A 19,594-nucleotide genomic window follows, 5' to 3' on the forward strand; every position below is an offset into this window, starting at 1 on the left:
AAAGGATAGTTAAATGGAACTTTCGATTCGTCATTTATGCGCCGCTGTCGGTGCTGTGTTACTTTCTTCTTTTGCGGTCATTCCTGCTGCGGTGGCGGCGGATTTCGACAAAGTGGTTCACGGTCCCGTGGATCTTCCTAACGGCCAATGGCTCGATTTCTACCAAAAAGACCAGCACGTATGGAGCGAAATGCTCTACGGCGATGCGCCAGGCGTGCGCATTGACGATTACGGCCGCGCTGAAATTGTGGCGGTGTTTTACTATGACTTCGATAAGGGTGGCACCAAAGAAGTGATCGTCATGCTCAAGGATGAAGATGGTCAGCATCTGCGCGGCTATGGTTTTGAGGGGGAAGAGCTGACTAAACTACCGCGCCTACAAGTTGTGCTCGATGCAGTGGCACCGACCATTACCACATTTACCGTGGGCGGCGTCCGTAAAGTGCTAAGCCAAATTCCGCCACAGCAATACCGTATGACCTATGAGGCTGAGGGTGTCCAAGATCCTGACATCAAAGCGATTCTTGATGGGTCATCTAAGCTCAAGCCAACCTTAATCGGTTATCGAAACTCTGAAGGTACGTCGACGGATGTGAAAACCGCAGTGGAATACAAGCTGCGTTATCCCGTGACTCGCACCGATAAAGATGCCGAGGGGCGTGAACGAAAATACAGTCTAGTCGCGACTTTTGATCGCAGTGCCTATGTCGAAGAAGATGGCGGCTTTATGCTGGTGGCTATTGGTTACGAGGCCGATGACATCGATTGGCTTAAAAATGGCAGCGACAAAATTCCGCGTACCGGCGCTTTTTATGAATTTATGAGCATGGGTAGTACTTGGGCAGGTGTTGCCAGTGAAGCTCATTATGTGCAAGGTGAGCTTGATGGTCACTTTGCCGCCTACGATGCCCGTAATGGCAGTGTGATGTATGCCGGTGACTATAAGCTGGGTAAGCAAGTGGGTAAGTGGATTGAAGCCGACAGCCGTGAAACCTATTGGGAAGGCGAGTACCTCGACGGCCAAAAGCAGGGTAAATGGGTGTTGCAGTCCATGATGGATGACGCCGATAACTACGGCTTTATCCACTATAACAAGGGCGTGCCCGATGGCCCGAGTGAAATCTATACCCCAGATTACGATTCGAGCACCGAAGGCGCGAAGAAGTTGTCCGAAAAGGGCATTTATCTCAATGGCGTAAAAGATGGTGAGTGGCTTGAGTCCGATGGCAGCAAAGGCCAATACCAAAAGGGCGTAAAACAAGGCGCTTGGGTGGAAAAGGTCACCCAAGGGGATTATCGCTTTCAAACGGGTGAAGGCAGCTACCTCGATGGTAAACGTTCAGGCTCTTGGGTGTATATCCGAACGCCAGATGCTAACGATGCTTTTACCACTAAGCAATCTGTTACCTATCTCTACAAGACTGAAGTCAGCTATGAGAATGGCCTACGTCAAGGTGAGGCAAAGTTATTCAACAAAGATAATTTTATGTTTGCCCTTAAACATTATGATCAGGGCCGACTCCACGGTGAAAGCTTATGGTATTCAGGCCCAAATGCTGTCAGCAATGTTGCTAACTATCGTTATGGCGAGTTAGATGGCCCACAAATGTGGCTCGAGCCTAACGGCGATCTCAATGAGTTGAGTCAGTATAAGTTTAATGCAGCCGTTAAGCTTAAACCCTCGCAGGATGAATGCATGATGCGAAAAGAGCCTTACACAGGCGATTGTGAGGGCGTGTTAAACTCAAAAAATGCTGAGACTAGCTCAATTAAAGATGGTGAGCAGCGAGTGTATCGCGGCGGTCTACTATCCGAATTAACTTATTACACTAATGGGTCAGTTGATAAAGAATATCAGTTCGATTCCAACGGCCGTTTAAAGTATATGAAGGCCTTTAAAGCGGGTAAGGAATACGGCCCAAGCATCAGTTATTCCACAGATGGTGGATACTCACTCTCTCAATATGGTCAGCTGGTGAATAACCGTCTCTCTGGCCCCCATTACAGCTTCTATCCGAATGGCCAGTTAAAGCATTTTTGGAACTACTGCCAGCAAGAAGGCGAAACCTGGAACGGTGAACCTTACTACTGGGATAACGCCATTGCGCGCTGTGGTATACAGCGGGAATATTTTGATAACGGTGCCGTGAATTGTATTGAAGAGTTAGATAGCAATTATGCCGTGGATAAAGTGTGTTACGACTCTAATGGCCAAATCGCGCAAGAAATGCTGCGCATTGATGAACAGCATGTGGTCCATAAGCGTTATATCAAGGGGGTGATCTATCAGGAAGACCCAGGGTTTGCTGCTCATTCTAAAATGGTCAAAGGTCGCACTATTTATCACTTAGAAAACCCAAAAAGCCATGGCGTGTTTAAGTCCTACAATAGTGGCAAGTTAGAATATGAAAAAATTTATGATATGGGTAAGGCAGGATGCATGAAAAAGTATGATGCCAATGGCAAGCAAACGGCAGAAACTGCCAGTTGCCAATTCTAAGGTCTAGGTTTGTTTAGCCTTTAGGGTCTGGTAGGCTTGGGATAAAGGATGAATTTGGTGCGGGTAGCTTAATCGCGATAAGCATTAAATTCATCAGTTTATAGAATAACAATAAAAAGGAAGCCCGAATGTCAGTTACCGAATACAGCCTCGAAATCCACCCAAGATTCACAGAAACCGATGGCCTAGGCCATATCAATAACACAGTGATCCCCGTATGGTGCGAAGCCGCGCGCACACCAATCTTCGAGATTTTTAATCCAGAGTTGGATTTACATCAGTGGAATCTTATCGTGGCCGGCTTTACCGTGGCCTTTATCGCGCCGACTTATTACGGCAAGAGCGTTACGGTGAAAACCTATGTCAGCCGTATCGGCAACAGCAGTTTCGAGCTGACGCAAACCTGCTGGCAAGTCGGCAATAAAACCGCTGAGGTGAAAACTACGCTGGTGCATTACGACTACAGCTGCGAAAAGAGTCGCCCTATTCCTGAAGATATCCGCGAAATGCTCGCCAACCTGAATGGTGAAAGTGCTTAATCTTTTCCGTCTCTCGGTCAGCGCAATTGCAATTGCGCTGCTGAAGCGTTAATTTGTCGACCCGTTAACTGTGATGCAGATCACTTATCTGTATCGCCTCATTTTTATCGGTTCGGATTAACCATGAGATTCTATTTTACCCGCATGCGCTCGAAGGACATTTGCCCACCAAGACAGCCACTTAAAAAGATTGTGTGGTCATGGGTTGGAGCTTTCTGTGGCATTTACTTGGTCGCGAGTCTCGCAAATTATATGAGCGAAAACCTCGTCGGTACTATGTTTGTGATTGGTTCATTCGGCGCTTCAGCTGTACTGGTGTACGGCGCACCGCTGGCAGAGTTTTCTCAGCCGCGTAACTTGATTGGCGGCAGTGTGTTATCGGCCTTAATTGGGGTCGCAGTGTACCAAGTGTGTGGCGATTATGTGGTGCTAGCCAGCGCCTTAGCAGTATCCCTGTCTATCGCATTCATGTACCTGACTCGCACTCTGCATCCACCGGGCGGTGCAACGGCACTGATTGCCGTGATAGGCGGTGAGAACGTACATCAACTCGGCTTTCTCTACGCGCTAATGCCAGTATTTCTCGGCTCAGTATTACTCTTACTGGTCGCGCTGGTAGTCAATAACCTCTCCACCGATCCCAAGCGCCATTACCCTGTGTATTGGATTTAGCTCTGTACAGTACAAGTGTTTTTAAATGTAAAAATAAAGGTTTAAGCTCGGATGCGGCTTAAGGACCTACTCAAGATAGATAAGCAAAAAGGTGCAGTTAAGCACTTTAAAATCAGAATCTTGGATTGGCGTGTAGATATCCGCAGGGCTGAGACCACGCCAAATAGGCCTTTGCTCGTGGGTTAACTTAAACACCTGCTGGGCTCGGTCTAATGTGACACTGAGTTGCGCACCATCGAATTGCCAAGTTCCTGTGTGTTGTTCTAATTCAAAATTATCATTAATGGGCCTCTCGTATTCGAGCATGGCTTGGCCTTGAGGCGAAAGATTCAGGGTTGCATCACCCGCAGTACAATGATCTGTTCTGATAAAGTCTGGTGGTAAAGGTTGCAAAGCCTGTTCACTGTTACGTAAGTAAATACCGATATTATTCATACTGAAAAAGTGCTTACCTTCGGCAAATTTATACTCTGTCGGTTCGGCAAAACCTTGGCCTTTGAGGATATTTTCTATCTCAGTGATGGCTTGGGAATCGCGATAAGCGGGATTGGTGGCAATGGCCGTATTAGGGAATTCTGCCGGAATGGCGATGGTACTCTGATTTACTTGCCAGCCAGATTGGATCAAGGCGGTTTCAATGGCTTTTACCTTAAAGGGTTCAATACCTTGGGTAATAAGAATGGCTTGGCGTTGTTGGCAGGCGGACAAGATAAGTAAGCTTACAAGCAGTAAACTTTTACGACATAGGGCGACTGTCATTTAGCGGCACTCCTTTGCTGCGATGTGTTTGCTTATGTTTTAAGTCTAATTTTTCAAAAACTTCTGCACATACCAGCAGCTGGCTTGGATAGCCAAGTCTTGGCTTTTTGCCCATTTAAGCCCGTGGCGAACTAAGCGTTCGGCAAGTCCTTTACCGCGCAGTTCGTTGGGGACAAAGGTGCGGCTAAAATCGATATCCTTGCCTGATAATTGGTATTCCAATACGGCTTCATAGCCATCGACAGGGATAATGAAACGCTGTCTATCCTGTTGATGTTCAATGGCTATCTCAATATTTCCGTTATCTGACATACATGCTTCCCTTAAGTTATGGCCTAAAGTGTGCTGGCAATTTAGCTATCGATTTGGTTAGCTTAGGCGACTTCGTGTTGTTTGAGAATCGCCAGCAGTTCTGCCGGTAAGTCGGCCTTTTTGCCGGTTTTAAAGTTAAACATCACGGCGACTGAAGTACCTAAGGTGGTTACTGCCTGCTGCTGTTTACTAAAAGCCTGATAATGCATAGTAAATCTATCGCTGTGAATATCGCTAATGCTGACACTCACTAATAGAGTATCGGGGAAGGTCACTGGGCGTTTATAGCGGGCCTGATTTTCGCTGATCACAGGGCCAATACCTGATTTATATAGGGTATCTAGCGGGAAAAGGCGATTGAAGAAGTCGATACGGGCTGTTTCAAAATAGCGGAAATAGACGACGTTGTTGACGTGTTGCAACGCATCCATTTCGCCCCAAGCCACAGGGATTTCGGTCACTATAGGGTGCTGTGCGAGAAACTTTTCCATTGTGTTTGGCATTGAATTGTCCATCTAAAAATGCGAGTTGAAACGCTCGTTTAAGATGGTCAGACTAGCAGCATAAAGAACAAGCGACAAGCCATAGCGTTATGGACATTTAGCGATAACATTAAGCGAAACAAGGAGTCGAGTGTGATTAAACAAGTGGGCAATACTCTTATTCAGCCAAAACACACAGCGTCTTGCCATTGTGGTGCTGTGGTATTGGAATTGTCATTGCCTAATGGCATTGAAAATCCTCGCCGCTGCGATTGTTCTATCTGCCGCCGTAAGGGCGCGATTGTCGGCTCGGTTCCGCTGGCGGGGATCAAGATCCTCAAGGGTGAAGATGTGCTGAAATGCTATGAATTCAATACCAAAACCGCTAAGCATTACTTCTGCTCTAATTGCGGCATTTACACCCATCACCAGCGGCGTTCCAATCCCCATGAATATGGTTACAACATTGGTTGCCTCGAAGGGGTCAATCCATTCGATCTGGAAAATGTGCCCACGAATGATGGTGTTAACCATCCTGCGGATCGTTAGATTATGAACATAGGTCAGTTTGCTGCACTCACAGGTTTGTCGGCGCATACACTCAGGTATTACGAGAAAATCGGCCTGCTGCAGTCTGTGGTGCGAAATGCGAGCGGGCACCGCGATTATGCTGAGAAAGAGGCGCAGTGGATTGAGTTTATCAATCGCTTAAAAGAAACGGGCATGCCACTAAAGCAGATTTTGACCTATGCCGAACTGCGTGCTCAAGGCGATACAACCGCAGGACAGCGGCAGCAATTACTTGAGCAACATGCCGCACAATTGGCTGAGCGTATTCGTCAAGAGCAGGCGCATCTAAGCGCCCTTGAGCAAAAAATCCGTTATTACCAAACGCATTTCAGTGATTAAGCTTAGCGATTCCATTTAGTCACCTATTTAGCGATTCGGTTCAGTCGCTCAGTTCCGCATTTAAATCCTAATTAATATTCTTAGTTTTTATCTGTCGCTTTTGTCTTTCTGCTTCAATCACAGGGCTACCTGCATTATTCATCAATCAGCCGTTGACTTAGAGTTAACTCTAAGGCGTAAGCTGACTTCTTTGGTCAAATCCAATAGGAGTCAAAATGAGTAATCAAAGGTATGTGCAGGGCTTAGCTAAGCTGACAGAAATCGACGGCGAGGCGGGCGAGAAAGTGATCAACAGTCTGGCAAATATTTGCCCCGACTTGGGCAAGTACATTATCGAATATCCTTTTGGGGATATTTATCAGCGTGAAGGACTCGATCTTAAGACGCGGGAGTTAGTCACTGTCGCCGCGCTCACAGCATTAGGGCATTGCCAGCCGCAGCTTAACGTCCATATCAACGGCGCGTTGAATGTCGGTTGTACGCCGCAGGAAATCGTCGAAGTGATACTGCAAATGTCGGTTTATGCTGGCTTCCCCGCAGCACTGAATGGCATGTTTGTCGCGAAAGCTGTCTTTGCCGAGCGGGAGTTAAGTGTCGTTTGAATCTATTCTGAGTTAGGTTCATAACACCTTATGGGGTGTTCTTAAGGTCGCTTTGATTTACTCATAGCTATTACTTCTAAATCCCTTTAAACGATATGTCTGCTCCGCATCATCGACATAGAATCTCGTGGGAGATTCATTTCGCCGTAAGGGAGGACTCGGCAAATTTTGCTAGTGAATTGCCAAAGTTAGTCGCTACACTGGCATAGGTGACGCGAGTGTCGCCATAGATTTTGCAGCTTACATCGGCAACTCAAGCGTGTCTTAATCGTAACCGGAATTTAAAATTATAATGAATTTAGGTCGTTACACTGAATCTGCCCGCCAGCACTTACGGCAAGTCATCAAGCCTTTACTTAGCAAGCTCCAGCTAGGATTGAGCAAGTTGTGGCGCTACTTAAGCCAAGGGTTTGCTAAGTTATCCTTTGCGCAAAAGCTGTATCTTATTGCCTTGATATTGGCCTTTAGTTCCGATTTGATGGGTGTGGTCGCAGTGATTGCTGTCATCGCCATGGCCATCGAGTTTTGGCCCGTGTTCGAGCGGGTCTGGCACAGTTTGGCGGGCAAGGCCGTGTTGTTGCTGTTTTACGCCATTATTGCCAACTTTGCCTTAGGTTGGTCTGGCGCCATAGTTAACGAAGTGGTTGGGGTGTCGGCAAGTCATCTGGATTACACCCATAACTTAGCGATTTTACTCTATATGCCAGCTTGGTTTTTAATGGTGAGCGCAATTGTGCTGCTGGCATTGCAGTTGATTATCCCCATCTATTTAGTCTTAATTTTTTTGCTTAAACCTTTGGGTGTCAAATCGTTACGGATCACCTCACATACATCATTTCGTAAAACGACCTTTATGATCCGTATCGTGTTGGCGGCTGTGGTCTTGTATCACTTGAGCTTACTGATTGATTTAGAAACCCGTCTTCAAACCTCGTTTGCGGACTTTATTACAACAACCCAAGAAGCTTCTGAGCATAATCCCGTTGAGCCAGCATTAGGGCTTATGCCGCATACGACCGATGTGCTGACGGCACCGATTGCTGAGTTAGCTAAGATTAAGCCCGAGCTTGAAGCCGACAAACCGGCTGATAAACAAACCGCCGATGAGCGCGAAGAAGCGGAACGCAAGCAAACCTATGCGTCGGTGCGGGCGCAATATCAGTATCTCGTGCGGCAATGGTTAGCGACGTTTGCCTTTGCGCTTGAAGCCAATAGCCGTTCGCGTTGTGAGAAGCCCGCCGAATCGAATGTGATCGAGTTAAATGATTATGAGATTTTGCAGATAACGCCGGATAAGAAAGCGGATTATGGTTATCGTTTTGAAGTGAAAAAGTGTATCTCGGCCGCGTTTCCACTGACGGAAAAGGGCAAATAAGCAGACCCATAAAAAAGCGACCATAAGGTCGCTTTCATTTTTGGCTAAATCAGCTTGGCAGAATTAGTCGACTATTGCGTTCTTCAACAATCACGTTATTCAATCAGCAGCTCATCGAAGCTGCTGATTTTACGGAACTCACCCGTGCGCTGTTTGCTATCGCGTACCATTTGGCAGGTCATCATGCCTGCAGCTTCGGCAGCCTTTAATTCTTCAATCACATCAGACACAAACAGCACTTGCTTAGGGCTTAAGCTGATAGTGTTGAGGATATTGCAGTAAGCCTGTTTATCTAATTTGTTGCCTGTACGGGTATCAAAATGACCGTTGAACATCTCAGTTAAATCACCGCCGTCACTGTGGCTGAACAACAGTTTTTGCGCATCGACCGAACCCGATGAAAAGCTATAAATACGCAGATTTTGCGCGCTAAAGCGTTTCACTGCTTCAATAAAGTCAGGGAAGATATGGCCCTTAAATTCGCCATGGCCGTAGCCTTGCTTCCAGATCAAGCCTTGCAGGGTTTTGAGCGGTGTCGCTTTACGATCTTCGCTGACCCATTGCTGCAAAATTTCAGTCACGCGTGCTAAGTCCGCATCTGGCTCTAGGGCGATATCTTTAGTGTCACAAATACAGTTTTCAACCAATACATTGTGTTGGTTCTGTTCTAAAAAGTCTGGCAAGGCTTTGACAGAATAGGGGAATAGTACATCTTGGATAAAGTTTAGGTCTGTCGTGGTGCCTGCTGTGTCTACGACTATGGCTCTGATACCCATAATGTTTTGATACTCCACAATATGTTGGCTAAAAAATGCAACTCCGATCCTAAGCGTTATTGGTGAAATTGGCTAGTCTATTTCGCGAGTCTTACCACCGCCATCACAACCAAAATGGGAATGGCTAATATTAGGTATGTGTTTGGCGAAAGGGTTAGGCCGTGATATCGGATTTACTTTCAAGAATACGGGTGTTAACTTCGGCTGATACTTATATAGTTGATTTTCAAGGAATGAAATTTATGCGTACGCTATTAATTCTGCTGGTGATTTACTGCTTTGCATTCTTCAGTGTGTCAGCAAATGCCGATAATACCTTTCCCGCTCAACCACAGATGTTAAAGGTCAGTTCGAGCCTGTTAACTGAGCCTGCTGACTTTAAGGTGACATTACCAGCGAGTTATCAATCGAAAGCGGATAAACGCTATGTGGTGCTGGTGGATTTACATCCTCGTAGCCATGGCTATCTCGCTGGAATGGAAGACTGGATGAGTCATAACGGTGGCTGGCCTTGGCTGGAAACCATTATCGTGACGGCGCCAGATGGTCATGCAGGCTTAGGTGAGTTAAAAACTTTAGCCATTATGCAGCAAGAAAATCAGCAGTTTTTGGATTTTATGGAACAAGATCTACTGCCCGCCATCGACAAACAATATCGCACAAATGGTTTTCGGATCCTTAATGGCTTCACTGGCAATGCCACTTTTAGCCTCTACACGCTTTTGAATCGCTCAAGCTTATTTAATGCTTACATCGCCGCAAGTCCGGTACTGGATGATAACTACGCTTTTGTAATGGCAGATGCTGCAAAGAAGCTCGCAGGGATGAAAGGGAAGCCAAGATTCCTTTTTATGAGCACTAGCGACAGTGATTTCGAACAAAATCAGTTAGCTGACTTTGCCAAGCTTGAAGCCATCATCAAAGCGAACGCCACGGATTCTCTCGACTACCGCATCAAGCGCTTCGATGGCACTTACTATATGACGCAACCTATTTTGGCGACGGCTTATGGTATTGAAGCTATTTTTAGCGATGTACACCAAGTGCTTAAGCCTGACTCGACCATATCACGTCAAGGCGTAGCCGCTATTTTGGCGCATTATAAAACCCTGTCGAACGACAAATATGGTTTTGATGTGCCCGCTATCGATTCGCTTATCGCGTTGGCACGTTCCTTCGAGACGACTGATCCTGCCAAAGCTATCGACATTTATCTGCAAACCTTAAAGGCGATCCCAACAGCATTCGAGGCCAGCCATGCATTGGCAAGTGTCTATGCGAGCCAAGGTCAGCGAACTGAAGCGATTAAGTATGAAAAGCAAGCGCTTGAGTTAACGGACCATCCATTCTTCCAAGACAAATACAGTAAACAGTTAGCTGAGTATCAGGCGAAGCATTAAGTGTAAACGCTCACGTTTTTGCCTGTCGTTAACTGTACTCATATGTATAAGTTTGTGGCTACCATAAGACTATGGTCTTAATAGCTAAGGGAAATTTTGGCTGTTATTGTAGTTACAGTCCCTTTTCTATCCTGTGGTTTCTATGCAGTGGTTTTTTGGGAGATGAGACTGCGTATTTTCAGCTGCGAATAGAGAGAGATAAATGAAATATTTACCCGCATTTGGTTTTGGTATCTTATTAGCGTTATTGAGTTTTATCAGTTTCTCATTAGTTGCTAGCGCGGGTTATATGCTGGATATGTTAAGTGCAGTGCCCAAGATTACGCCGAACAGTGTGGAGTACCTGCTGTTAGGGGCTCACGATGCGAGTTTGCTGATATTGCTAGCAGGTTTAGTGCTTTACGCTTACCACAGGATTTTCCCTCAACTTCCCTTCGATTGGTTCACCGCTGTGTTTATCCAAATGCCACTGGGTTTAGCTGTGCTGGCGTTAGATGGTTTTAGCTTAAACCTATTATCATTCAAAGGTTTTGCGCTGACGCTGACCACCTTAGCCGCTTCCTTTGGGGTGTTAGTCATCTTTTGGTTGTTGCAGCGTAGAGCTAAGCGTTTCGAGGTGAGGTTGAACTAAAAAGTTGAGAAGCCTAAAAAATTATATTTATCATATTCTTACTTGTAAGTTTAGGCCATTAAAGTTGTTTCAATGGCCTTGATTTTGTGAATTTACAATTTAGTCAGAAGATAGTGTTCGTTGATGCATTTTCTAGAATTCATAACTGAGTGCCAGTTTGTAGTTACGTCCAGGTAAGGTTTTTTCCTCATCATCAGGCCAAACTGAGTAATTCTCATCCATAAGATTCTCAATACCTGCCCTGAGTTCTAGGCTCGCTAACCAAGGCGCTTGATAAGTTAGGTATACACTGTGAAGTTGATAGCCTTCTGCATCCATCCCTCTTTTGAGTTGTGCTTCGGGAAGACGGGTCATATCCATAGCAAAACTCGATGTCCATGACAGTCTCAGTTGTGATATCAGCTGCCAGCTAATCCCTAGATTGATTTTATCTTGGGGGGCGCGGTTGTAGGGCTGGCGAATATCTTCAATGGTGCCTAGGTAGAAGTTGGGCATGCCCTCGACATCCATTTTCACTTTGCTGTAATTAGCAAACATATCAATATTATTATATTGATAGGTCAATTCTGCTTCGACACCGCTTGAATAGAGCATGCCAATATTTTTACTGGAATAATCTCTGTGTGTGGCTTCTGTTGGGGAGGCAGGTTCTTTTTGGCCATCAACAATTTTGTACATATAAGGTGCCGTGTCGATATAATTTTCGACTTGGGTATCAAACCAGTTTAGTTTGAATAAGAGCCGATCAGCATAAGCAAGTTCGTTGAATACTAAGCCAAATCCAACTTCATAGTTACGGCTATTTTCGGCCTCTAAGTCTGGTTGTGGTTCGCTGTAGCATTGTTTGCTTGGTCTATGACAAATCCATTCATCTTTCTTGTATAGCTCCCTTAAATTTGGCCCACGAAAGCTTTCACTATAGCGACTATAGAGGCGTAACCAGTCTGTCGGTCGAATGGTTAAGCCTGCATTAGCTGACCATGCATTATCCCTATTCTCACCAAATTGTGGGTAGTTATCGGATTCATTCTGATAGGAGTCAAAGCGAAATCCTGCTTCTGTGCTCAGCCAAGTGCTGTAATCAGATTCATGTCTTAGGCCAAAAGCGAAGGTTTCTCCTTGGCTTTTACCATAGTAAGTGCCATTGGTATTCGTGAGTCGATTAAATTCTTCGTCTTGAAATTGGCTGTAATCGAGATTGGTAAAAAGAGTAACTTCACCACGCCAATGGTTAACTTCATGACTTATGCCATTACTCAAGTTAAGGCCGAAGCTCTTATCCTCGAAAGTATCTTTTTTATCGAATGGATATTCAGTTGGGTTGAGTATGATCTTGCCTTGCTGTTCGCGAACTCTTTGGTAGTCTTGATAATAGACTTGTGCTTGCAGATTGATCCAAGGGGAGTGGCTATCGAGGTGATAGGCCAATGACTGGCTTAAACGCTTACCCGTTTCACTTTCGTTTAAGGGTTGATCAATCCAATTAGTGTTATTACCAAAGGGGAGTTCTGCTATTTTGGAATTAGTGTAAAAGGTATCCGAGTCGAAACGGCCTATTGGAGTTTCCAAATTGAGTTTTAAGCGCAGGTCATCATTTTTGCCATCATTTTTTAATATTTCAGTTTGACCTCTAAGTGAGTCTTCATCATCCCTTGGATTAACTTCGACATCGCCAAAGGTACGTCTATTGGCATGCAATGCGATACCTAAATCTTCAGTCGCATAGTAAGCGGTCATTCCACCGCGCCGCATGGAGTCGACATCACCCATACCAGCTCTTACTAACACGCCTGCCCCCGCGTTTCCAGCGGTATAATCCCACGCATTTTTAGTGACAACTTTAATTTGTCCCCCTATAGCACCGCTTCCCGCTGATATGCCGTCGGCTCCACGAGTGACTTCTACTGCTTTAACGACACTGGGGTCTAAATCGAGCGGGCTAATATAAGCATTAGTATTGCTTCCATCGCTATACTGTTTGTAATTTACCCCGTCAACTTGGAGGTTAATCCTTTCATTTCCAAAACCGCGAATACTGATATCCCCCATAAGAGGCCTATCGTTATTATTTACACTGATGCTTGGGGTTTGCATTAATACATCGGTCAGCTCGGACGCTTGGGTATCTTCGATATATTTATCAGTAATAACAGTAATAGACCTAGGAATTTCAAGTGCTTTTTGTTTTAAATCGAGTTTAGTTCCAATAACTTGTATGACCTCTATTTTAGTGGCTTCTTCTGTCTTCTTATGGATATCTTCTGCAACTGCGTGGAAGGATAAAAAGGGAAGTAAAGCATAATAGAGAGGAGAATATGGATGAGCTTTCATACAACTAAGTCCTTTTATTGAGAGGCTTTAAAAATCGCAGAGATTCTAAGCTTGTAACGCGCAAATGCAAACGATTCTCATTTAATTTACATTGTTCAAACAAAGTAAATGTGTTTTGTATGGATGGTTTTATATTTTATAAGATGAGGGATTGCCGAGTTGACAATGGACGCTGGATTTTAGGGTTGAAATGCCTGTGACGCTCTGAACTGAATTAGAGATTTAATGTGATTGGTATTACTTATTGTTTATTACTAGTAACTGTTTTACAACAGGCTGCTTAACTGTTTTTCGGTCACTAAATTATGTAAAATCATTGGCCTAAATGGATTTGAATCGTAAGAGTAGGAGCCAATGAGTTCGATTGAATTTGATATTCCCGAAGATCACCGTATTGCTTTTCAGAAGTATTACAAACAAAAAGTCGCCCCTAAATGCGCACCGTTTGAAGCTAAACGTGAAGGCGTGAACCAAAGGCGGCGTGAAAATGCCAAGTTCACCACCCCAATCTACTACATAGGTATCACTATTATTTTGGGTGCCTTCGCCGGGCTGCTCGGGGTCCAGTTTATGCTGGTGCCTATGGATTATTTTGTGCCTTTGATGATTGTCGCGTTTCTGCCCGCTCCCGTGATAGCGTTAGCGGTCATTGCCTCGGGTAAGGAAAGCAATGAGCTCTATAATGCCGCCTTTGAAAAACTCTATCCCATTAGCCTTAAGTATTTTGGCGATGACTTTGCGCTAACGAGGGAGCCTAAGGTCGATTTCTCTCTCTTCCTTGAGCTGGGGCTGCTGCCTAAAACCGATAAGCAGTATGCGCAAAATTGCCTTAAGGGAACCTATAACAAGGTGCCGTTCCAGTTTTATGAGGTCGATGCTTACAACACTAAAGCGAACGATAATGGCTCGGTTCAGCGGGAGATCATCTTCAATGGTGTGCTACTGGTTTGCAATATTCCTAAGCGATTCAATAGTACTACGCTGTTAGTCACAGATAAGGGCAGTTTAAAAAATCGCCTTGAGGGTTTTAAGACTAAGCTGTCGCGCGTCAAGCTTGAGGACGTAAGGTTCGAGCGGCGCTTTGAGGTTTATAGCAGCGACCAAGTCGAGGCGCGCTACTTACTCAATCCCTTGATGATGGAAAATTTGTTGGCTTTGAGCCGCGAGTTAAATGCCGAGGTTGAAGCCTGTTTCTATCAAAAACAGTTGCTGATTAAGATCCCGACAAAACACCACTTCTTTATCAATCAACTCGACTTAGATCGCCCCATCAATTTTAAGCGTAATATCGAGCAGATGTTTACCGAGTTAGGTTATACCTTCTCAATAATCGATACTTTAAAACTTGATAAGCATACTGGGCTCTAGTGCGTTAGGTTTATTAACGAATTAAGTGCATGGTATCTATTGGCCCTAGTGTGCTACGGCTATTTAGCGTCGGTACAACTTTGCTGCGGTAGGTATATTCAGCGCCTACTGTGAGCAGTGAGTCAAATTGCATAGGCATGGAAGCTGGCACCCAAGTTACTGAACACGCTGTTGACCGCTAATGGGTTGGGTCTATGCTAGCCGAGCTTTTCCTTCGCTTGAATCTTATCAATCACAATCTTCAATATAGCCTGTCGAAGCTTTCTACAGGCTTGAGACACCATAACAATGAATCCCGAAACACCCCTTCGATTGGTTCACCGCTGTGTTCATCCAAATGCTATTGGGTTTGGCTGTGCTGGCGTTAGATGGTGTTAGCTTAAACCTATTGTCATTCAAAGGTTTTGCGCTGTTCGCCGCTTCCTTTGGGGTATTAGTCATCTTCTGGTTACTGCAGCGTCGAGCTAAGCGCCTTGAGGCTATGCCCAGCTAATCGTTGCGGCATTTACAGTACATAACGTAGGCGCAGTGCCGTCTGCTCAACGGGTGACAGTGATAGCCATTGTTCTCGTATTTCCACCGCTTCCTGTGGATAGTCGGTGATCAGTACATCGGCTCCCAGTGCTAACATGCGTAGCATTTGCCGTGGATTGTTCACTGTCCATACATGCACTTGCTTGCCGCCCTTATGCGCTCTGGCGATAAACTTCTCATTGGTAATCGACTGATTTATCGCTAGGAATTGCGCATTCGACTTAATCGGGTCGCCGATAGATTGGGTGACAATCAACCCTGTTTGGATTGAAGGGTCTAGTCGTTGCACTTCTTCAATGGCTCTTGCTTCGAGCGAGGTAATCACTACTTGTTGTGTCATTTTCTGTTGTTGCAGTAGGGCAACAACAGCCTGCGCTAAGGTGGGATCGGCTTGATTATATTTAAGCTCAATATTCAAACCTATCTTATTGCGCGCCTCATTGAGCATTTGTAGTAGTGTCGGCACGGATTCACCTGCAAAGGCGGCACTGTGCCAGCGACCCGCATCGAGTTGTTGTATTTCACTGGCGCTGAGATTGGCTACTCGCCGTGGATCGCCCGCGATACGCATTAAATCCGCATCGTGCAGCACCATTAAGGTGCCGTCAGCGGCGGTTTGCACATCTATTTCAGCATAATCGGCCTTTTCTGCAATCGCTAAACGCAAAGCCGCAAGGGTATTTTCTGGTGCCCTAGCGGCCCCCGCTCGGTGGGCTGAAATGAGGATTTCATCCCTTTGTGGCTCACTGCTTAGGGCGTACACTCCAAATCCCAGCATGATTAAAAAAGTCGTAACCAAGACGCCACTTAGAGTGTAAATCGACAGCTCTGAAGTCTTTTTTACTGTCTCTCGTCCAAGGCGTTCTAACCCTGCAGGTTTCTCTCCCAGTTGGCGGTATAACAACAAGATGATAAAGGCTTCGCCAAACATGCCGAGTAAGGACCAGGTTGCACTCAGCATAAAAATCAGTGCAGAGACGAGGGCCAACATGGCTAATTCTGCCGAAAGTGTCAGTGAAACCCGGTCGAGTAAGCTATCGGCCCCCCATGAGATCAACAGCATTAAGGGGTACAGCAAAGCCCCTATCCTTAACCACCATCCCGCCGCGTGCCACATAATCGCGCGTTCATTGCCCGCGCTTAACTGCCAACTGCGTTTGAGTGCCGTTAATGCATCGGTTGTTTCACTGACAATTATCGTCAGGGAAAAGGCCGCTTTGGCCCACAGATATAAGCTAATAAGTAAATAGAGTAATGCTAAGAAGGCCATGCTCGATAAGGCTAAATACCATTCTACTGGCTTGAAATACAGGTAGTAATTGATGTCGTGTCCCTGTAGAAACACGCTGAAAATGAGATACCCTAATCCCATAAAAGGTACGCTGAGCAGCAGTAAGCAAGCCGCATATATGCAACCAAGGCGAATGAATACGGGTAAGCGCGCCGTGGCGAAAATCAGTGCCCGCACTGGGCCAATGGGAATATCGTATAACCCTGATGCGGCGAGAATCGTGACCCCAGCGCGCTGGGTAAAAAACACGGTAAAGCTGCTGAATAGGGTAATGATCATAAATAGCAAGCCATAGGGAGACATGGCGAAGGCGATTAAGTCGTAATTGGTTATGGTGACATTGCCCGTTTTGGCAATCAGATGGCGCAGTAGCCAGCCAAAAGACGGGACGATAATGCCCGCCGACACTAAGGTAAATAGCAGTTCAAATTCAATGAGTTTTCTACCGCAACGACGAATGGCTTTAAGCGTGTCATGCCAGTAACTGTGTTCAGGATTGAGCATGCAGCTTCCTTATTCGTGCGAGTTAGGACTGTAATTTAGCAGCGTTTCAGGTTGACGGTTAGTCATTGGTGCAATGTTTTAGATATGGGCAGGCCGTTAAAGTCTTCTTTTCAATGATTTTACAGAAGACGTATAAGTGACTAATCAAAGTATTGGTTTAGCTGCATGGGCTCAGCCATTGCCTTTGCCGATATCTCGTTGATTCATATAGTGGGCTAATTGTGTCGCATCGGCATGGGGGCTGGCACTTAAGCCGCTGAACACACCCTGTTGATCGCTAATGGATCTATGCTGGCCGAGCTTTTCCTTTGCTTGAATCTCATCAATCACAATTTTAAAGCCGACGATAGCTTGGCGCAGTTTCTGCTGATACTCATCTGGCATAATTTGTTTATCTTGCAATAGCTTGGGTTCGTACTTCGCCACTAACTTGTCCAACATGTCTTGGGTTTCGGTATCACTCAACAGACTTGCGACACCATAACAATGCACCGCCGCATAATTCCATGTAGGCACCGCAGGTTTAGCATCATACCAAGTTGGGGAAATGTAAGCGTGTGCGCCGCTGAAAACCACTAATACCCGCTGACTTTCAAGCTCTTGCCAATGTGCGTTTGCTCGCGAAACATGGCCATACAAGACGCCTTTCTCTCCCACAGTTGCATCGAGTACAAAGGGAATATGGGTCGCATTCAGTGAGCTCGAAACCAGCAAACCAAAGCTGTTTTGCGTGATAAAACCTGTGATGGCCTGCTGATCTGTCATCGCCATATTCTTAGGGGTATACATTATCATCCTTGGGTTTCAACATGAGTGAAAGCGTTATATTACAAGGAAAAAGTCGGGAGTCGATAGGGGATTTAGAGTGTTAGTTTGTGGCTTATTAAAATCAAAATCGTATGGACTTAAACTCGGACTCGGAGATTAAACACTCGCATTACTGTGACTCGCAGCAAGTACATCCGTGTATGCTCGAACGTGGCATCCATGCGAGTGCTTAATCTAGTTAAGACCTGCGTATACATCTAGCCTCGTTAAAATCCGCGAATCAAACTTGCCTAGGCTGATTCACGCATAAAATCCTGCCATTTTACGCTGGCTTTGGGCTAATGCGCTTTTGCCCCTTGATTCGTTAGTACTTTTGCTCATACATATCCTGTCAAAACGAGTTTGCCTTACTGAAATTATCAGAAGGAGGAAACTTCACGAATCCTAGCCTTCTTTCTATACAAATTGATATGCTACTTGTACTCTTCTTATTCCGTGTTCTAAAGAAGGATTTTTAAATGACACATTTAAGTGATGATGAACGTACAAAGTACTACCTTGTTGATATTGAAACAGGTAGTCAATTTGACAACTTTGAAAGAGACCAAGAGGTGATTTCTCCGTTGCCACCTAAAGTTGGTGAATACTTAAATCAGTCTGGTCTGTATTTTGAGGTTGTCACATTACTACACCATTTTGATTCCAACTATATTGATGTTTACGTTAGATATGTTGGAGATAGCGTAAAGTTTTTAGAACATATTCAAACTAAGTTAGCCTCTAAACGTTAGCAAGTTGCGGTGGGGAGTCAGTGTCATCGATATCAGTTATTTAAAAATGATTCGGCACGCGAGGCATTTCCACTGTGCGTATATTTATGCACTTAAGCGTCACACAGCAGGTTTAGTATTGCGTTGCTCAAAAGTCGAATACCATAATAGGGCGTTGAATAAGAGGTTATATGTCGTTTATACAAAGTATCTCAGAACCCAAGGATATGCTTCTTAAGCTTATCCGTGAGGGGAACAGGATTACGTTTGAAGAAGAACCTGAAAATCTAACAGATCATTTTTTTAACTTTTCAGTCACTGCGCATTCAATTCGTGACTGGTGCATTAAGTATCAGAACCAACAAGCCACAAAAAAGACGTTAAATCAGCAGTGGGATAAGCAACCTTTTTTAGTAATTGCTAAAGATATTGCTAACTCGGTTAAACATTTTGGTATCGATCTCTATCAGCCTAAACTTAAAGAATCAGAAGCACAAAAAGCAAATGTTGTTAATTTTTGTGTTGGTGAAAACATTCCTGAAAAATTGCAAAAAGCAGTTAATGACAAAACATTTAGAGAATCGGAAGGTCAAGCAAAACCTAGCTACCTCGTCCGGTTTGAAGATGGTACAGAGGTAACTTTAAATGATTATGTTCTTAAAACGGTAACTTTTTGGGTTAGTTACTTCGACCAAAATTCAATTCCGAGAGAACAATCAGTAAGTGCTACTCACCTATATATTAATAGGCCATTTTGGTCACAATTCAGATAACCAGCGTTTAGGGTTTCAAGACACTTTTGTAATCTATTGAGGTTTATTTAGTATTATTGTACTAATTGAATTTTGTTCAAAAGTTAGCCCGTGAATCACTCTGTACCAGACTGATTCACGCCAACCGCTAAAACCCGCTCTCACGGCCTGTTTGCGGCTATTTGAGGGCATTTTTTTACCCTAAAATGAATCAAATCTCTTAAGAACTGATTCAAGCTCACTTGATGACGGCACATTATCAACATAACGAGTTTATGATGGTGGCGCAGTTTCCTGTAACGCAAATTGCATCAGGCTA

Annotated in this window: 20 protein-coding genes and 1 pseudogene; 13 read left to right on the top strand and 8 right to left on the bottom strand. The window is 44.9% G+C overall.

All coding sequences use genetic code 11. The features are described 5' to 3' along the window. Positions 1–13 precede the first annotated feature (13 nt). The 3 genes from Q4Q52_RS14710 to Q4Q52_RS14720 all read left to right on the top strand — a co-directional run bounded on the left by Q4Q52_RS14710 (position 14) and on the right by Q4Q52_RS14720 (position 3,711). A complete protein-coding gene (locus Q4Q52_RS14710; RefSeq protein WP_311990946.1) occupies positions 14–2,500 on the top strand; it encodes a hypothetical protein in 2,487 nt (828 codons plus the stop codon). Between the two features lie 128 nt (positions 2,501–2,628). Further along, on the top strand, positions 2,629–3,039 hold the full coding sequence (locus Q4Q52_RS14715; protein WP_311990947.1) for a thioesterase family protein: 411 nt from the start codon (positions 2,629–2,631) through the stop codon (positions 3,037–3,039). 123 nt (positions 3,040–3,162) lie between these two features. Next, on the top strand, positions 3,163–3,711 hold the full coding sequence (locus Q4Q52_RS14720; protein WP_006083741.1) for an HPP family protein: 549 nt from the start codon (positions 3,163–3,165) through the stop codon (positions 3,709–3,711). Positions 3,712–3,777: 66 nt separating this feature from the next. Here Q4Q52_RS14720 and Q4Q52_RS14725 read toward each other — a convergent pair whose 3' ends face one another. From Q4Q52_RS14725 to Q4Q52_RS14735, 3 genes are all read right to left on the bottom strand, one after another. After that, positions 3,778–4,470 (bottom strand): hypothetical protein, encoded by a 693-nt coding sequence (locus tag Q4Q52_RS14725; protein ID WP_311990948.1) that lies wholly within the window; start codon positions 4,468–4,470, stop codon positions 3,778–3,780. Positions 4,471–4,515: 45 nt separating this feature from the next. After that, entirely contained in the window at positions 4,516–4,782 is a 267-nt protein-coding gene (locus Q4Q52_RS14730) for a GNAT family N-acetyltransferase (protein ID WP_311990949.1), read from the bottom strand. A gap of 62 nt (positions 4,783–4,844) precedes the next feature. Then, positions 4,845–5,273, bottom strand: coding sequence for a thioesterase family protein (locus Q4Q52_RS14735; protein WP_012586384.1), 429 nt, complete (start codon positions 5,271–5,273; stop codon positions 4,845–4,847). A gap of 144 nt (positions 5,274–5,417) precedes the next feature. Here Q4Q52_RS14735 and Q4Q52_RS14740 point away from each other — a divergent pair, with 144 nt between their 5' ends. The 4 genes from Q4Q52_RS14740 to Q4Q52_RS14755 all read left to right on the top strand — a co-directional run bounded on the left by Q4Q52_RS14740 (position 5,418) and on the right by Q4Q52_RS14755 (position 8,150). Then, a complete protein-coding gene (locus Q4Q52_RS14740) occupies positions 5,418–5,813 on the top strand; it encodes a GFA family protein (protein ID WP_259544570.1) in 396 nt (131 codons plus the stop codon). 3 nt (positions 5,814–5,816) lie between these two features. Then, positions 5,817–6,173: a MerR family transcriptional regulator gene (locus tag Q4Q52_RS14745; protein WP_259544569.1), complete on the top strand. Its 357-nt coding sequence runs from the start codon at positions 5,817–5,819 to the stop codon at positions 6,171–6,173. Between the two features lie 215 nt (positions 6,174–6,388). Then, positions 6,389–6,775 carry a carboxymuconolactone decarboxylase family protein gene (locus Q4Q52_RS14750; protein WP_311990950.1) on the top strand — a complete coding sequence of 129 codons (387 nt, stop codon included), beginning with the start codon at positions 6,389–6,391 and terminating at the stop codon, positions 6,773–6,775. Between the two features lie 292 nt (positions 6,776–7,067). Then, entirely contained in the window at positions 7,068–8,150 is a 1,083-nt protein-coding gene (locus Q4Q52_RS14755; RefSeq protein ID WP_259544567.1) for a hypothetical protein, read from the top strand. A 95-nt stretch (positions 8,151–8,245) separates the two neighbouring features. Here Q4Q52_RS14755 and mtnC read toward each other — a convergent pair whose 3' ends face one another. Further along, positions 8,246–8,926 (bottom strand): acireductone synthase, encoded by a 681-nt coding sequence (gene mtnC, locus Q4Q52_RS14760; protein ID WP_311990951.1) that lies wholly within the window; start codon positions 8,924–8,926, stop codon positions 8,246–8,248. A 242-nt stretch (positions 8,927–9,168) separates the two neighbouring features. Here mtnC and Q4Q52_RS14765 point away from each other — a divergent pair, with 242 nt between their 5' ends. Next, positions 9,169–10,326 carry an alpha/beta hydrolase-fold protein gene (locus Q4Q52_RS14765; protein ID WP_311990952.1) on the top strand — a complete coding sequence of 386 codons (1,158 nt, stop codon included), beginning with the start codon at positions 9,169–9,171 and terminating at the stop codon, positions 10,324–10,326. 202 nt (positions 10,327–10,528) lie between these two features. Beyond that, a complete protein-coding gene (locus Q4Q52_RS14770) occupies positions 10,529–10,957 on the top strand; it encodes a hypothetical protein (protein ID WP_311890522.1) in 429 nt (142 codons plus the stop codon). A 132-nt stretch (positions 10,958–11,089) separates the two neighbouring features. Here the strand turns inward: Q4Q52_RS14770 and Q4Q52_RS14775 are convergent, their stop codons facing one another. Beyond that, a complete protein-coding gene (locus Q4Q52_RS14775) occupies positions 11,090–13,288 on the bottom strand; it encodes a TonB-dependent receptor domain-containing protein (RefSeq protein WP_311990953.1) in 2,199 nt (732 codons plus the stop codon). Between the two features lie 354 nt (positions 13,289–13,642). On the opposite strand from Q4Q52_RS14775, the gene Q4Q52_RS14780 reads away from it, so the two are divergent. Continuing rightward, the gene (locus Q4Q52_RS14780; protein ID WP_311990954.1) at positions 13,643–14,656 is read left to right on the top strand and encodes a DUF3137 domain-containing protein; all 1,014 of its coding nucleotides are present in this window, start codon (positions 13,643–13,645) and stop codon (positions 14,654–14,656) included. 13 nt (positions 14,657–14,669) lie between these two features. Here Q4Q52_RS14780 and Q4Q52_RS14785 read toward each other — a convergent pair whose 3' ends face one another. Continuing rightward, positions 14,670–14,795, bottom strand: a complete 126-nt coding sequence (locus Q4Q52_RS14785) for a hypothetical protein (RefSeq protein ID WP_311990955.1) — start codon at positions 14,793–14,795, stop codon at positions 14,670–14,672. 156 nt (positions 14,796–14,951) lie between these two features. On the opposite strand from Q4Q52_RS14785, the pseudogene Q4Q52_RS14790 reads away from it, so the two are divergent. After that, positions 14,952–15,149, top strand: a pseudogene (locus Q4Q52_RS14790) (hypothetical protein); the annotation flags it as partial. Between the two features lie 12 nt (positions 15,150–15,161). On the opposite strand, the gene Q4Q52_RS14795 reads toward Q4Q52_RS14790, so the two are convergent. Beyond that, positions 15,162–16,985, bottom strand: a complete 1,824-nt coding sequence (locus Q4Q52_RS14795; protein WP_259529361.1) for a glycerophosphodiester phosphodiesterase — start codon at positions 16,983–16,985, stop codon at positions 15,162–15,164. A 171-nt stretch (positions 16,986–17,156) separates the two neighbouring features. After that, positions 17,157–17,774: an FMN-binding negative transcriptional regulator gene (locus Q4Q52_RS14800; protein ID WP_311905764.1), complete on the bottom strand. Its 618-nt coding sequence runs from the start codon at positions 17,772–17,774 to the stop codon at positions 17,157–17,159. Positions 17,775–18,271: 497 nt separating this feature from the next. Between Q4Q52_RS14800 and Q4Q52_RS14805 the strand changes: the two genes are divergently transcribed. Further along, positions 18,272–18,544, top strand: a complete 273-nt coding sequence (locus Q4Q52_RS14805) for a hypothetical protein (RefSeq protein ID WP_115335940.1) — start codon at positions 18,272–18,274, stop codon at positions 18,542–18,544. A 170-nt stretch (positions 18,545–18,714) separates the two neighbouring features. Then, complete coding sequence (locus Q4Q52_RS14810; RefSeq protein WP_311905765.1) at positions 18,715–19,296, top strand: hypothetical protein; 582 nt, start codon at positions 18,715–18,717, stop codon at positions 19,294–19,296. Positions 19,297–19,594 lie beyond the last annotated feature (298 nt).

Origin of the sequence: Shewanella sp. SP1S2-4, from assembly GCF_031932075.1 — a bacterium.
In the GTDB taxonomy this organism is placed as follows: domain Bacteria; phylum Pseudomonadota; class Gammaproteobacteria; order Enterobacterales; family Shewanellaceae; genus Shewanella; species Shewanella baltica.